Source organism: Pseudoalteromonas sp. CST2, assembly GCF_028599385.1.
In the GTDB taxonomy this organism is placed as follows: Bacteria; Pseudomonadota; Gammaproteobacteria; order Enterobacterales; family Alteromonadaceae; genus Pseudoalteromonas; species Pseudoalteromonas atlantica.
The window spans coordinates 375572-390956 of sequence record NZ_JAQREO010000003.1; the positions used below are offsets into that span (position 1 = coordinate 375572).

The 15385-nt window shown below is 40.8% G+C and carries 15 protein-coding genes; 4 read left to right on the forward strand and 11 right to left on the reverse strand.

Annotation, left to right across the window (positions count from 1 at the left end):
- Window positions 1–22 precede the first annotated feature (22 nt).
- The 9 genes from PSH41_RS06490 to dnaK form a co-directional block, all read right to left on the reverse strand.
- The gene (locus PSH41_RS06490; RefSeq protein ID WP_273588438.1) at window positions 23–1441 is read right to left on the reverse strand and encodes a coniferyl aldehyde dehydrogenase; all 1419 of its coding nucleotides are present in this window, start codon (window positions 1439–1441) and stop codon (window positions 23–25) included.
- Between the two features lie 154 nt (window positions 1442–1595).
- On the reverse strand, window positions 1596–3320 hold the full coding sequence (locus PSH41_RS06495) for an ATP-binding protein (RefSeq protein ID WP_273588437.1): 1725 nt from the start codon (window positions 3318–3320) through the stop codon (window positions 1596–1598).
- Window positions 3321–3491: 171 nt separating this feature from the next.
- Window positions 3492–3758, reverse strand: coding sequence for a CBU_0592 family membrane protein (locus PSH41_RS06500; RefSeq protein WP_004588716.1), 267 nt, complete (start codon window positions 3756–3758; stop codon window positions 3492–3494).
- Between the two features lie 186 nt (window positions 3759–3944).
- Window positions 3945–4196: a hypothetical protein gene (locus PSH41_RS06505; protein WP_004588717.1), complete on the reverse strand. Its 252-nt coding sequence runs from the start codon at window positions 4194–4196 to the stop codon at window positions 3945–3947.
- A gap of 156 nt (window positions 4197–4352) precedes the next feature.
- Window positions 4353–4721 carry a response regulator gene (locus PSH41_RS06510; protein WP_273588436.1) on the reverse strand — a complete coding sequence of 123 codons (369 nt, stop codon included), beginning with the start codon at window positions 4719–4721 and terminating at the stop codon, window positions 4353–4355.
- A gap of 57 nt (window positions 4722–4778) precedes the next feature.
- Window positions 4779–5183: a DUF1761 domain-containing protein gene (locus PSH41_RS06515; protein WP_054981852.1), complete on the reverse strand. Its 405-nt coding sequence runs from the start codon at window positions 5181–5183 to the stop codon at window positions 4779–4781.
- Window positions 5184–5303: 120 nt separating this feature from the next.
- Window positions 5304–5765, reverse strand: coding sequence for a Cys-tRNA(Pro) deacylase (ybaK, locus tag PSH41_RS06520; protein ID WP_273588435.1), 462 nt, complete (start codon window positions 5763–5765; stop codon window positions 5304–5306).
- 300 nt (window positions 5766–6065) lie between these two features.
- Window positions 6066–7208: a molecular chaperone DnaJ gene (gene dnaJ, locus PSH41_RS06525; protein WP_024031901.1), complete on the reverse strand. Its 1143-nt coding sequence runs from the start codon at window positions 7206–7208 to the stop codon at window positions 6066–6068.
- A gap of 201 nt (window positions 7209–7409) precedes the next feature.
- On the reverse strand, window positions 7410–9329 hold the full coding sequence (gene dnaK, locus PSH41_RS06530; RefSeq protein WP_273588434.1) for a molecular chaperone DnaK: 1920 nt from the start codon (window positions 9327–9329) through the stop codon (window positions 7410–7412).
- A gap of 241 nt (window positions 9330–9570) precedes the next feature.
- On the opposite strand from dnaK, the gene PSH41_RS06535 reads away from it, so the two are divergent.
- Entirely contained in the window at window positions 9571–10392 is an 822-nt protein-coding gene (locus tag PSH41_RS06535) for a thioesterase family protein (protein ID WP_273588433.1), read from the forward strand.
- 24 nt (window positions 10393–10416) lie between these two features.
- On the opposite strand, the gene PSH41_RS06540 is transcribed toward PSH41_RS06535, so the two are convergent.
- Complete coding sequence (locus PSH41_RS06540) at window positions 10417–11103, reverse strand: substrate-binding periplasmic protein (protein WP_273588432.1); 687 nt, start codon at window positions 11101–11103, stop codon at window positions 10417–10419.
- A 206-nt stretch (window positions 11104–11309) separates the two neighbouring features.
- Between PSH41_RS06540 and PSH41_RS06545 the strand changes: the two genes are divergently transcribed.
- Genes PSH41_RS06545 through PSH41_RS06555 form a run of 3 tightly spaced genes read left to right on the forward strand, consistent with a single transcriptional unit; the run spans window position 11310 to window position 14736 of the window.
- The gene (locus PSH41_RS06545) at window positions 11310–12476 is read left to right on the forward strand and encodes a paraquat-inducible protein A (protein ID WP_273588606.1); all 1167 of its coding nucleotides are present in this window, start codon (window positions 11310–11312) and stop codon (window positions 12474–12476) included.
- Window positions 12473–14128, forward strand: coding sequence for an intermembrane transport protein PqiB (gene pqiB, locus PSH41_RS06550; RefSeq protein ID WP_273588431.1), 1656 nt, complete (start codon window positions 12473–12475; stop codon window positions 14126–14128). The genes PSH41_RS06545 and pqiB overlap by 4 nt, the downstream gene beginning before the upstream one ends.
- The gene (locus PSH41_RS06555; protein WP_024031907.1) at window positions 14128–14736 is read left to right on the forward strand and encodes a PqiC family protein; all 609 of its coding nucleotides are present in this window, start codon (window positions 14128–14130) and stop codon (window positions 14734–14736) included. Before pqiB ends, PSH41_RS06555 begins: the two co-directional genes overlap by 1 nt.
- Here the strand turns inward: PSH41_RS06555 and PSH41_RS06560 are convergent.
- Window positions 14733–15233: a GNAT family N-acetyltransferase gene (locus tag PSH41_RS06560; RefSeq protein WP_273588430.1), complete on the reverse strand. Its 501-nt coding sequence runs from the start codon at window positions 15231–15233 to the stop codon at window positions 14733–14735. The two genes, PSH41_RS06555 and PSH41_RS06560, sit on opposite strands and share 4 nt — an antisense overlap.
- Window positions 15234–15385: the final 152 nt, after the last annotated feature.

A 15385-nucleotide genomic window follows, 5' to 3' on the forward strand; every position in this document is an offset into this window, starting at 1 on the left:
ATTAGCCCTTTTTTATACCAATTTACTTAATATATAAAAATTTAAGCAGCTTAATAATAAGGTTGCTCTGTTTGAGTAAAAGCGCGGTACGCGGGTTAAACGAGCTAGACACCAAGGTGTTTTTTGCATGACTAAAGGTTAAAAACCCTTCTTTACCATGATAATGCCCCATTCCTGAATGCCCAACGCCACCAAATGGCACATCGTCCGCTGTCACCTGCACTAAGGCATCGTTTACAGCAACTGTACCACTTAATGTTTGCTCCATTATGTAATCTTGAGCGTGCTTATCTTGGCCTAAAATATATAGCGCTAAAGGGTGATTATGCGCTTTTATGTAGCTAATTGCCTCATCGAGCTTTTCGTAGGTTTTAATAGGCAAAATGGGGCCAAATAACTCATCTTGCATTAGCGTCATATCATCGCTAGGTGCGGTAACAATATGCAAACCCATTCTATGCTTTTGTTTGTCTTGCTGGTTTTGATCTAGCGGCTTAATAACTTGCGCACCTAACTGCTGTGCTTGTGTTAAATACCCTTCTAAGCGAGTGTAATGCGCATCGCTAATAATTGACGTTAAGTTTTTGCCTTCAACCCCGTCTTTAAAGTGCTTTTTATAAAGCTCGCACAATTGCTGCACCAGCTGATGCTCAAGGGCCTTAGGTACAAATACATAATCTGGGGCTACACAAATTTGCCCCGCATTAGCCATTTTACCAAACAATAATGTTTGCGCTGCTTTTTTAATATTAGCTTGTTCAGTAATGATCACCGGCGACTTACCACCAAGCTCTAAGGTAACAGGGGTTAAATTTTCGCTGGCCGCTTTCATAACCATCTTGCCCACTGACGTTGAGCCAGTAAACAGCAGATGTGCAAATGGCAGTGCAGAAAACTCACTCGCTACATCGCTTGCCCCTAACACCACTTTACAGTGCGCTTGTAGCTCGTCTGCAAATATTTTTTCGATGACTGCATTAGTATGCGGGGTAAATTCGCTGAGCTTAAGCATAACTCTATTACCCGCAGCAATGGCGGTAATAACAGGCACTAATGCCAATTGTATTGGGTAATTCCATGGTGCAATCACACCAACTACACCAAGTGGCTGGTAAGTCACACTCACTTTTGATGGCCACAAACTTAAGCTAGTTGAGCGCTTACTGGGTTTTGCCCATTTTGGCAGTTTTTTAATTATGTGCGCTAAACCCTGAACCGTTGGCAAAATATCGCCAAGTAACGTATCGAACGCGGTTCTGTAGCCAAAGTCTTTTGATGCTGCATCGATAAGCGCTTGTTCATTACTAACAATGCGTTTGTGCAGTGTTTTTAATAATACGATACGCTTATCTATCGGGAGGTACGACTGGGCTAAAAAGCTATTTTGCAGCTCATTAAACGTATCGCTGAGCGACGGTGTGTGTGTGCTATCAGTATCCAAAGGTGCTACTCGTGTATCATTTTGCTACGACTATAACGCCGTTCTGATTTTCGAGCAATAACACTAACTATCTAAAAATTACCGTTTTTGTAGGAACAAATAGCCACAATTAATCACTACTCGCTCAATAATTTAGCCCTTAAATTACTTTTATTTAGCTCGTTAGCGGCTCACAAAGAAGCGTAATAATAAATTTAGCGCCGCCTTGCTCGCGGTTCTGTGCGCTTAGCGTGCCATTAAGCGCGCTAATAATTTGCTTAGAAATACACAACCCAAGCCCTAGCCCATCAACCGATTTAGTACTGTAAAAAGGCTCAAAAATAGTGTCTATATCGTGCACTTCTATACCCGGACCGGTATCTTCAATACACAGTTGCACACTATTATTTAGATAATTGGCCCTAATACTCAACTCGCGAGTAATACACCCTTGCATTGCTTGGCTGGCATTCGATATTAAATTAACTAACACTTCTTCAAGGGCCGCTTTATCTGCTAGCACGTTTAATTGGCTGTCAATTTTAGGCGGTAAAACACTTATATTGTCCTGCTTTAGCTGGTTTTTATTAATCTCAAGTGCCTTGGCTACTGATTCACTTAATGGCACTTCGCTAATAATCACTTTTGCAGAATCAGAAAAATAATTTAGCTGTGCAACTATTTTATGCACTCTTGCTACTAAGGATTCTATAAACTGTAAATTTTCGTTTAGGGCTTCAAACTTTCCTTTAGCTAGCAAGCGTTTAGCACTGGCTAAGTAAGTATTAATGGTATTAAGCGGGTGATTAATTTCGTGGTTAAAGCCCATGCTAAGCTGGCCAATTGTTGCAAGCTTAGTTGATTGTACAAGCGCATCTTGCTGTGCTTTAAAAGCATTAGTACGTGCACTAATTTCCTGACTGACACTGTGATGGGAATAAACAAGCTTTTTAACGCCAACAAAGCGCCTTAAAACAACATACCCTAGGGCAATAATAAGCGCATAAATTACCACAAAGCCAAATAAAGCCGGTAATTGGGCAATATTAGCATTAGATACATTTACTAATACGGTAACCGATGCGTTCAAAAAGCGTAATTTTTGCTCTACCGATAAATAGTTATGCTCATCAATTGTGCTAAACAGTAACCTTTGTGATGTGTAATTTGAATGGGCAATCAGCTTAGGTTGATAATCTAAATACGCACGACGCTGAGCGATATCTCGACGATGAGTAATATCGAGTGTAGAAAACGTATTCAGGCGCCAATTTTCCATATCTGAAATAGCAATTACGCTATCTTCTAGCTGCACATAAAAGTGGCTGCCTTTGGCGGTATTTAAAAGCTCACGGTCACTTTCAAATTTGTTCACATTAACTTTTAAAACAACAACCCCTACCGCTTGATTATTGTTATAAATGGCTTGTGAAAAATAGATGCCTCGCTCTTTTGTACGCATACCTACGGCAAAATACGCTACTTTTTCACCTGCAAATGCGCGCTTAAAATACGGTCTAAACGACAGATCGCTGCCTAAAAAGTTATGATCGGCCTGCCAGTTACTGCTTGCAATCACAGCGCCTTGTTCATCAAGAATATAAATATCTGAGGCACCACTGGCTTGTTGTATATCAGCTAAGTAGTTATTAATCTTTTTTTCGTTATTTTGCGCCGCACCTAAAAAATCAATAACCTCATTGTTATAGGTAAGAAGCTGAGGAATTTTTGAAAAACGCGCAAGCTCAGCATCAATATAATGCTTTAACTGAGTTGCTTGCTGGGCTGCTTTTTGCTCGGCCTGATTATAATAATGAGTTCGGCCATAGCAAAACACGACCGACAATAGCACTATCAGTACAACAAAAGATAAAAGAAGTTTTTTAGAAAAGGAGAACATGCCCTAGCTCACAACAAAATAGCTATAAAATTTAAGGGCGCTAGTTTAACGGGTTATGGGCGCTAACAACAGAAACTTTGTGTTAACAAATACAATAAATCTTAATTTATTTATAAACTGCTGCAAGTCTGTACTGACTCGCAACAGTAAACATCATTAGCGGTACTAAAATTACGAGTTAGTGGCTAATTGAGGCTTATTTTTAGCGTACTTGTATAAGCCGATCAGTGAAGCTGCAATCCAGAAAATCTCAATTACAAAGCTTGCAAGGTTAAAGTTGTAACACAAACTGATTAACAGCAAAATTGCCCCTGTTAAATTCATTATGTTGTACAATAACCCCGTTGGGGATGCTTTATTAAGTTGTAATAAAAAGAATGCACCAACAACTAAGAAAGTACCCGCCATACCTACAATATCAAATAACAGTGCTATCACACGTTTATCCTTTGCTTAAAAAACCCAACTAACTGGCCCTATCCTTGGGGAGGGTGTTTTTCAATCATTGAAACAGCAAAACCGGGCGAGTATATCAGGCTTGTTTATTGGTACAAGGTCAATTGTCCGCCTTACTAAGCAGCAAATCTAAGCTTTTGTAGTTATTACATTTTTAAACGTATTGGGTTATTTAAAGGTAACCTTACCGCCAATTATTTTATAAGCTGGTGTACCGCGTATGATTGCTGGGCGCGCAAATGGGCGCTCGCATTGGGGGCAAATACACGGTGTAGTTGTGTAATCTTGGGTTATTCGCTCTATAAAACACTTTACTAAAGCGCCTTTGCCACCTTTTCTATATTTAAACAGCGCCGCTTTGCAAGCAGAGCAAAAAATATCGACTGTTTTAGTCGGCCCTTTTTTATTTGGCTTAGCCATACACTCCTTAACATACCTACGTAGATACAAAGCTGGTATTTTAGCAGTTAATAAATAAAAACGTTACAGAAGCTAGGCAAACTGCCTAATAAACGGTGGAGAAAACACGGGAGATTAAATAATAGGTACGATATAAAACGCCATAAAAGCGTTTCGCTAATCTCTAAAAAACAAACGGTTTAATTGCGCTGATAACACATTCATATTAAATGGTTTAATAATAAACCCCGACACTTTTGCTTTGATAACTTGTTTTACTGTATCAGCGTTATCTTCGCACGTGACCATAATAACAGGTAAATCGACTAAGGATTGGTCGTGGCGTATGTTATCGAGCAAGTTTACACCGTCTACTTTAGGCATATGTAGGTCGGTTATTACTAAATCAAACTTTTGCTGACGCAGTATTTTTAACGCCTGTTGGCCGTCAGTTGCCTCCACAACATTTTTGTAATCAAGCTGCCTTAACATATTAATTAATACGTGGCGCATAAGTGGCATATCATCAACGACTAATATTTTCATAATTATCTTTATTGTATTTTAGCGCTTAGCTTAAAGGTGGCGCCTTATCTAGCGTTCTTAGGGCCATACACCTATAATAAAACCCATTAATGTAAATTGTAATGTGTAATACCCTGCATTAATTATAAATAACTTGATTGGCCGCTGCTCATAAATGTAACTGAGCCCCAGCGAGCTACCTACCCAAAACAAACCGATGGCAAAACCTGTAAAGGCGCCCTCTCCCATTCCGGCCTCTTTACCTAAAAATAATGAAAGCACCACCGCCGACAAAAGTGCAAGTACCATACTGCCGCCAAAAATTAACGCCGGTTTTGCTGTTTGTAAATCAAGCTCCGTAAGGCCTGTACACTCTAACCAGGCATTTTTAAAAAAAGCGTTTGAATACCAAATACCGCCAAGCATAAAAGAGGAAAGCGCCGCCACAAGCACGGCAAAAAAATTAACATCAGCAAAATTCATACATACTGCCATAATGCATAGTGTACAAGGGTATTTTGACTGTAGTTAAAAATACCCTAAGCAGCAAATTATCGCCTTTAAAATATATGGTATAGGGCGTGTTGGTTTTTGTGGAGGCTTTTAAAAATCGCCATAGGTGGCACGCGTTTGTGCCTTTAAATCGGTTGGCGAAAGCGCTACCTCAAGCCCTCGCTTACCTGCACTTACATACACTGTATTAAAGGCCATAGCGCTTGAATGAATATAAGTGGTTAGGCGCTTTTTTTGCCCTAGCGGGCTAACCCCTCCCAAAATATACCCTGTGGCGGCTTGTACCTTTGGCGCGCTTGCCATTGCGATCTTTTTAGCGTGACTGAGTTTGGCCAATTGCTTTAAATTTACTTGCTGGGAAACCGGTGTAACGGCAACAATTAACTGCCCTTCATTGGTTTCAAGCACGAGGGTTTTAAATACCTGCTCACTGTTAAGATTTAATTTTTCAACGGCTTCTTGACCATAACGCGTTGTATTAGCATCGTGTTGATAACTGAGTACATCGTGAGGCACATTTTGTTTTTTCAGTAATTCTATTGCCGGGGTCATACAATTTAGCCACATTATTTTAAGCGCATTATTAATCTACAATAAGGGTTAATCATTTTGAAGAGTAACTTAATAGCAAATACGTAAAAAGCCTTTTATTGACGAGGGTATAGGTACAAAGGGTAAAGCAATGTGGATCAATTACACAAGGCAACAAAATAGCTCAGTGAATTAATCGATTGAGTATACGCACTTTATAATATTGCTAAGTCGTGCCCAGTAATATGGTTAAAAAACATGAATTTGAGCCAAAAAAAACGGTGCATCAAGCACCGTTTTTTTAGTTTTTACGAAAACTAATTACTTAGTTAAATCGTCAAAAAACTTTTTAACGCCGTCAAAAAAGCCTTGCTCTTTAGGACGGTTTTTTGAGCTATCTTTGCCCATGCTCTCATCTAACTCTTTAAGTAACTCGCGTTGACGCTCGTTTAAGTTAACTGGCGTTTCAATCACAACTTTACAAATTAAGTCACCTTGAGCACCACTACGAACCGATTTAACACCTTTGCCACGCATACGGAACATTTTGCCCGTTTGTGTTTCAGACGGTATTTTAAGTTTTGCACGGCCATCAAGCGTAGGCACTTCAATTTCGCCACCTAAACCTGCGGTAGTAAAGCTAATTGGCACTTCGCAGTACAAGTTATTCGCATCGCGTACAAAAATTGGGTGTTCGCGTACCGATACTTGCACGTACAAGTCGCCAGCCGGCGCTCCGTGCATACCCGCTTCGCCTTCACCGGTTAAACGAATACGATCGCCTGTATCTACGCCTGCTGGAATTTTAACTGACAACGTTTTCGTTTTCTCAACACGCCCTTGGCCGTGACACTTATCACATGGGTCTGAAATAATCTGACCTTGTCCCTGACACGTTGGACACGTTTGTTGAACAGCAAAGAAACCTTGGCGCATTTGTACTTGGCCAGCACCATGACACGTAGTACATGTTTTAGGCTTAGAGCCCGCCTTTGCACCACTGCCATCACATGGCTTACAGCTAACCCATGTAGGTACTTTTATTTCTACTTCTTTACCACGGACCGCTTCTTCTAAGCTTAGGTCCATGTTGTAACGTAAATCTGATCCACGTTGTTGACGCGATTGACGACGGCCACCACCGCCACCAAAAATGTCACCGAACACATCACCAAAAATATCACCAAAATCGCCTTGACCACCACCGCCAAAGCCACCGTGACCGCCGCCACCGCCTTGTTCAAAGGCAGCATGGCCGTATTGGTCATACATTTGACGTTTTTGATCGTCGGTTAAAATCTCGTAAGCTTCTTTTACTTCTTTAAATTTAGTTTCGAGATCTTTATCACCGGCGGTACGATCTGGGTGATATTTCATCGCTAAGCGTTTATACGCTTTTTTTATGTCTCTCTCGCTTGCATCTTTGCTTACGCCGAGAACTTCGTAATAATCGCGTTTTGACATATCTATCACACTACTCTTTTCTATTTGCAGCTAGGCTGCGGGATAAACCGATAAATCACATCGATTTATCATGAAAATTTTAAACCTTAAATACATACAAAAGGCGCGACAAGCTGTAGCCTGCGCGCCTCAAAAGTTCATCCTACCCTAAAAACTTGAGCAAATCATGTTGTTTAGGCTAGTTAGAAGCTTAGCTGACAATTACTTGTCGTCTTTTACTTCTTCAAACTCAGCATCAACTACATCGTCGTCTTGCTTAGCAGACTGTTGTGGTTGCTCGCCTGCATCTGCGCCACCTTGTTGCGCTTTAGCTTGAGCGATTTCCATTAGCTTTTGAGACTTTTCAGCAAGTGCTTGCGTTTTAGCTTCAATTTCTGTTTTGTCATCGCTCTTAATAGCTGCTTCAAGGTCAACAACAGCTGCTTCAATTGCATCTTTGTCTTCGCTTGGTAGTGCATCGCCAGCTTCTTCAATTTGCTTGCGAGTACCGTGTACCATTGCATCAGCTTGGTTACGAGTTGCTACTAGCTCTTCAAACTTTTTATCTTCTTCCGCGTTAGCTTCTGCATCACGAACCATTTTTTCTACTTCTTCATCGCTTAAGCCTGAAGACGCTTGAATCGTGATTTTTTGCTCTTTACCTGTATCTTTATCTTTCGCTGATACATGTAAAATACCATCCGCATCTACATCGAAAGTTACTTCGATTTGTGGAGTACCACGTTGTGCTGGACGAATACCTTCTAGGTTAAATTGACCTAGAGATTTGTTGTCGCTAGCACGCTTACGCTCACCTTGTAGTACGTGAATCGTAACGGCAGATTGGTTATCTTCTGCTGTAGAGAACGTTTGCGATTTCTTAGTAGGAATCGTTGTATTTTTCTCAATTAGCGCGGTCATTACCGAGCCCATCGTCTCAATACCTAGCGATAATGGAGACACGTCTAGTAATAGTACGTCTTTAACGTCACCTGCTAATACACCACCTTGAATTGCCGCGCCTACTGCTACAGCTTCATCAGGGTTAACATCTTTACGTGGCTCTTTACCAAAGAACTCAGCAACTGTTTTTTGTACTAGTGGCATACGTGTTTGACCACCTACTAAAATGATATCGTTAATATCATTTACAGATAAATCAGCATCCGCTAGCGCACGTTTAAGTGGCTCAATTGACTTAGTTACTAAGTCTTCAACTAATGACTCAAGTTTAGCACGCGTTAGTTTAACGTTCATGTGCTTAGGACCTGATGCATCGGCAGTTACGTACGGAAGGTTAACTTCTGTAGATTGTGCAGATGATAATTCGATTTTCGCTTTTTCAGCCGCTTCTTTAACACGTTGCATAGCAAGCGGATCGTTTTGTAAATCGATACCTTGGTCTTTCTTGAACTCAGCTACTAAGTAGTTGATTACGCGGTTATCGAAATCTTCACCACCTAAGTGAGTGTCACCGTTTGTAGCAAGTACTTCAAATGTGTGCTCGCCTTCAACTTCATCAATTTCAATGATTGATAAATCGAAAGTACCACCACCTAAGTCGTATACTGCAACAACATTTTCACCTTTGTTTTTGTCCATGCCGTAAGCAAGGGCAGCAGCTGTTGGCTCATTGATGATACGTTTAACTTCAAGACCCGCAATACGACCAGCATCTTTTGTTGCTTGACGTTGTGAATCGTTAAAGTATGCAGGTACTGTGATTACAGCTTCAGTTACTTCTTCACCTAAGAAGTCTTCTGCTGTTTTCTTCATTTTTTTAAGTACTTCTGCAGAAATTTGTGGTGCAGCGCGTTTTTCACCGCCCGCTTCAACCCATGCATCGCCGTTATCAGCTTTGATGATTTTGAACGGCATAATACCGATATCGCGTTGTACTTCTTCGTCTTCAAAACGACGACCAATTAAACGCTTAATTGCAAATAACGTGTTAGTTGGGTTAGTAACCGCTTGACGCTTAGCAGGTTGACCTACTAGAGTCTCACCGTCTTGCGTGTAAGCAATAATAGACGGGGTTGTGCGATCGCCTTCCGCATTTTCAATAACACGTGCTTTATCACCATCAAGTACTGCAACACAAGAGTTTGTAGTACCTAAATCGATTCCAATAATTTTACCCATGAATCTTCTCCAACTTCAAATTCGTTAATACGTTCGATGACTAGTAAATAGGGATGCCACAAAGTTAATTCAACTGTAAAAATGAAAAAAAATTCATTTTTTGTAATTTATTTAACAAAAAACCTTAATAAAAGTAGGGTTTGATGCTTTTTACGCCAAATACACCTATTTAACACAACTAGTCTGACCAGTTGTTATGTGCTATATATGTCTGATAATGATAATTTCAAGGATATTAACGATGCATTTTGATGACTTATTAAAACAAGCCTCTGCTATTTCAAGCTCTTCTTCCGCTTCGCTTGCCAATAACAGCAATACAATGGAGTTTCCTGCTAATTGGTGCCAAGGTAGAACCGCTTTTGGTGGCCTTTCTGCTGCACTACTTTATCAAGCAATCAGAAAACACATTGACCCAAGTAGACGATTACTGTCTTTGAGCACTAATTTTGTTGGGCCGCTGCTTGCCGACACGCCTTTTTCATTGTCAGTTGAAATTTTACGCCAAGGTAAAAGCAGTACTCAGGTATTAGCTAAAGTGATTCAGAGTGAACAAGTGTGCGTTATTGTCCAAGCGTGTTTTGCTATTGATAGGCAATCGGGTGTTAATGTACCGGTTAGTAAAGAAATGAGATTAAAGCCTGTGGATGCACGTCATACATTGCCGTTTATTGAAGGGCAAATGCCTGAGTTTTTCCAACATGTTGATTTATGTCCGCAACAAGGCGCTATGCCTTTTAGCGCTGCACAGACCTCGCATTTAGGCGGCTGGATGCGCTTTAAACATACCCCAGAGGCAATTACCGAAGCACATATAATAGCCCTTACCGATGCATGGCCTCCTACATTATTACAAATGTTTAAACAGCCGGCTCCTGCAAGTAGCATGTCGTGGTATTTAGAATTTGTGCAAGAACCAACGCTTACACCGGGTGAATGGTTAGGCTTTGAAGCAATTACACATCATGCTAAAGGGGGTTATGGCTTAGAAGATGGCTGTATTTGGTCGCAATCGGGGGAGCTAATTGCTTTGACACGTCAAACCGTTGCTTTGTTTGATTAAGTACCTCTTAGCTTACTAATGAGCTTAGTGGTAACCACTCATTATTTGTTGATATTTTCCCTTTGCTTTTATAGTTAGCAGGCCTTTATCAAATGTTTTTTGCAGCACTGCGTTGTTAAAATAAGCAGGGCGTGGGGCTTTTGGAAAAATTGGGTGAATATTAACAGGTAATGAGTGTGCATAGTCATTGTTATAGTAATGAAATATGCGCTCATCGAGAATAATTACATCCACCCAGTCTTTCATTAGCCTATCGACTTGCGCACGCTGATTGACTACTTCTTCATAACTTGCAAACTGAGCAACCCCTTTTGCAAATGGGGGTGGTAAATAAGCTGTTGCATGTTGAAATCCTAATACACTTTTATTGTTTAGTTCATTTATCGTCTCAATAGTAAAGTTGCGCTTTTTAAGTGATACCGCCACATTTTTGTAACTCAATACAGGCTGACTAGGGTAAATACCTGCGCCGCGATTTCCTGCGTAATTAAGCAGTATATCCACATTACCGCTATGTAGTTGCTGCTCGGCGCGCTTGTTAGACATGTAAATAACCACAATATTATCTAAGCCTTGCTCAATAAGTGCCGCTTTAATTATATTAAGTTGTATACCCGTATCTGTTTTTTCTATTACATAGGGAGGAATAGTCGCACTGGCAGCAATCACAATTGGCTGTTTTTGCCAAGCGGCACACACTGGCGGGCTCATAAAAAAACAGCTAATAAAGCAAAGTAATAACAGCCTCACATCTATCCTTAACATATTGTTATTGCGCTTAATGATGAATCGCGTTGTATTAATAACTTAAATATAGCAAAATTGCGTAAACATTCTTCTTTGATGGTTATAACTTGCAAACAATTTGCCCGTGCTGCGACCTAATAATTGATATACCCGCAATAGCCGATAAGCAAATGGCCGTGTGCCCGCATTGTCACCATAAGTTGTGCGAAGGCGATGTAAACAACGACAGGAAAGTGGTTGCGCTAAGTATTGGCTCATTACTAATGCTATTAAGCAGCATGTTTTACCCGTTTATTTCTTTTAGTAACAGCGGCATAACGCAAACCATCACCCTGCCCGATGCTGCCCGAATTTTATTTAATTACGACAGTGAGTTACTTGGCTTATTTATTGATTTAAGCATTATTGCGCTGCCAATGAGCTTACTGATCATCCTTATTCCTATGCATCTTGGGCTTTTGCAATCCTTGCCTGAGGCCATCGCTAGGCGATTGCTCAAGTTTACCTTGGCCCTTGAGCCGTGGATCATGTCTGAAATATTTTTAATTGGCGTGTTAGTAAGCATGGTTAAAATTATGTCGCTTGCCGATATTAGTTTTGGCACCAGCTTTTGGGCATATATTGGCTTTGTTATTATGTATATTGCGGCGCTTGCTCATTTAAATAAGCCGCGCTTATGGGCACATATTAAACCAGCAACAACACTTGAAGACGCAGCACATGCCAAACGCGCTATTGATCAAAACATTAAAGCTTGCCACGTATGCCATCAACTGTGTAAAAGTAATGTTTGCCCGCGTTGTCACACTAAAACCCATGTAAGAAACCCCAACAGTGTTCAAAAAGCAACGGCTTGGTTAGTGACCTCTGTGCTGTGTTACATACCTGCAAATCTATTACCAATAATGCACACCACCAGCCTGGGTGATGTGTCACCGTCAACCTTAATTGGCGGCGTACTAACACTTTGGAAAAGTGGTTCCTACCCCATTGCTGCCATAATATTTTTGGCCAGCGTAGTGGTGCCACTGGCCAAAGCCTTTGTGCTTAGCTTTTTATGCATTATGGTGGCAAAACCTGCTAACAAGCACACAAAAGGCTATACTAAAATTTATCAACTTACTGAATTTATTGGCAAATGGTCAATGATCGATGTATTTGTTGTTGCTATACTCGTTGCCTTAGTGCAACTAGGAAACTTAATGTCAATTACCCCAGGGCTAGGCATTGTATTTTTTACTGTTATGGTAATATGCCAAATGATGGCTGCACATGCGTTTGATCCGCGCTTGTTGTGGGATACACCAAAAAACAAACATTCAGAGAATAAAGCATGACCGAAACGGCTAATGTAACAACAAAACCAAAAATTTCTGCTATTTGGATTATTCCACTGATAGCCTTATTAGTTGGTATATGGATGTTGTATCAATACCAAGCAAATGTAGGCCCTACTATTTATATAAAAATGCCCCACGCAGAGGGCATTATTGCAGGTAAAACAGAAATAAAAGTGCGCAGTGTTAAAATCGGTCAAATTGATGCTATACGCCTTTCTGACTCGCAAGATAGCGTTATTGCCCGCGCACAAATAGACAAAAACTATAATGAGCTCCTCACCGACGATGCCAAAATTTGGGTTGTTAAACCTCGTATAGACGAAACTGGCATTAGTGGTATGAGTACGCTTTTGTCGGGTGTTTATTTAGAGTTTTCACCGGGGGAGAGTAAAAAACTAAAAGAGCGTTTTGTATTACAAGACGAGCCAGCCCTTATTGGTAAAGATGTAAAAGGTGGGCGTTTTCAGTTACTCAGCTACAACGCTGAAGTACTGGAGGTAAGCACTGGGATATTTTTTAAAAACTACAAAATAGGCCAAATAGAAACCGCTACTTTTGACTGGCAAAACCAAGCAATGAAGTACGGTATTTTTATTAACGAACCCTATCAAAACCTCATAACGCTTAACTCTATATTTTGGGTTAATGCCGGCATTGAAATAGATTTGTCGGCCGATGGTATTAATATAAGTACCGGCTCATTAAGTAAACTCCTCAAAGGCGGTATTTCGGTTGGCTTACCAGAGCAACAAGCCCCAGGCGACTTAGCCCAAGACGGCCACAATTTTTCGCTAAGCCAAAGCTACAAAGAAGCACTAGAAGAGCGCTTTTACGACTTTGATTACTACATTATTGATTTTGAACAATCTATACGTGGCCTAAGATCCGGCGCGCCTGTGGAATATCGCGGCACCCGAATTGGTACCGTAGTAGAAGCCCCCGCTAACGTTATTGTTAATGGCAAACCTGCACATTTTAAAAACCATAATACAGCGGTGCCGGTACTGATTAAAATAGAGTATGGTCGTTTATATCACGATAGCGCAGCGGCCAAAGAGTTTTGGCAAAGTAGCCTAACCGGCTGGATAAAAAATGGTATGCGCGCCTCTTTAAAACCCGGCAACCTTTTAACTGGCGCAGTGTATGTAGATTTTGATATATACCCCGACGCACCAAAAGCGCATTTAGCAAAACTTGCCCAATATGATGTATTTCCGAGTATTTCTAGCGGCATTACGGTGCTTGCCGATCAGGTCTCGGATGTGCTTAACAAGGTAAACGATTTAAAAATTGAAGACAGCCTAGCGCAAATGCAGGCTACATTTAGCGACTACCAAGCGCTTGCTAACGAAATGCGTGCTTTATTAAGCCAAAAAGATACCCAAAACTTACCCGGCGACTTTAACCGTAACTTTGATAAAATGACCAAAAGTATGGAGCAGTTTGAAGTGACCATGCGTCAATTTGATAAAACCATGGCAAGTTATCAGGCCGGCTCTGAGTTTCATCATCAATTACAGCAAACCTTGCTTGAATTTAAACGCTTAAGTGAAGAAATTCAGCCGCTTACACGGGGTTTAAACGAACAACCTAATATGTTTATTTTTGATAAAGCACTCCCTGCTGATCCACAACCAAGGAAGCAATAATGAAACACTTATTTTTAGCCATAACCGTGTTAATTACCCTTGCAGGGTGCAGTGCGTCAATTCAAACCGCAACGCAGTATTATCAGTTTGAACAACCCATTGCTTCATCATCACGCCATGTAAAAGAAACTGATGCCCAATTAAGAGTGCAAACCGTGGCCCTTAGAGGCGCTTTAAATAATTTGGGCATAGCAATGAAAATTGATAGCAACCAAATTCATGCGGCAAATTACAACCTATGGGGTGAATCGCCCGATGTGATGCTAACCGCTACAGCGCAACAAACCCTTTTTAATGCAATGCCTAATTGGATGGTCATTAAGGGCTTACCGGTAATTACCGAGCTTGATCAGCAAACGTTTTACGAGCTTGAATATGAAGTGCACCACTTTAATGGTGATATGCAAGGCAACGCTGATATTTCTGGCCTGTGGCGCTTATATTACACCCACCCAGAAACCGGCCGCCGCCTAATTAGTGTGCATAATTTTTCGCATGTAGTTCCAATAGAAGATGATGGTTACGATGGCTTAGTGGCTACCCTTGAGCAAACTTGGCAAAACATAAACCTAAGCGTAGCAAAAGCCATAGAGCAAGCGCGACTTTAATAACCATATATAATTACGGCGGTTTTATCATTATTAATAACCGCCTTGTCTACCCTATTAAAACCTAACTTTAATAATACACACTGAGATGCGGTGTTATTAGCTGCGCAGATAGCACTGACCTGTTTTATCCCAAGTGTGTGCCTATTTTGTAATAGCGCTTTGGCCGCTTCAAAAATATAACCGTTTTTCTCATAACGGGTTAACAAGGCAAAACCTAAATCTGGCAGTTGCAGTACATCGCGTTTATAAAAACCCACAACTCCTACTACTTCACCATTGTGTAAAGTAATAATATAAGGGCCAAACCCTTGGTGTTTATGGGCTGCCCTAAACGATTGCTCAATGTAGCGCTTGGCATCGCTGTGCGTATAAATGGCTTTATCGCCAATATATTTTATAAAATTTGGCTGATTCACCAAAGTAAGTAACATGGCTGCATCGTGCTCATTTGCATAGCGTAATAATAAACGTTGGGTTTTAAATACGGCCTCCACGTTATCTCCTATAAAAAGTTATTTTGTACGTAAATTTTTATTGACTGAAATACAAAACCGGATTATTTTTGCGCCGATGTTTTTACAGGCACAACAATAGCGGCATGCTTCTCTTGCACCGTCTGGCGCCAAAGCCAACGCGCTTCCCTTTC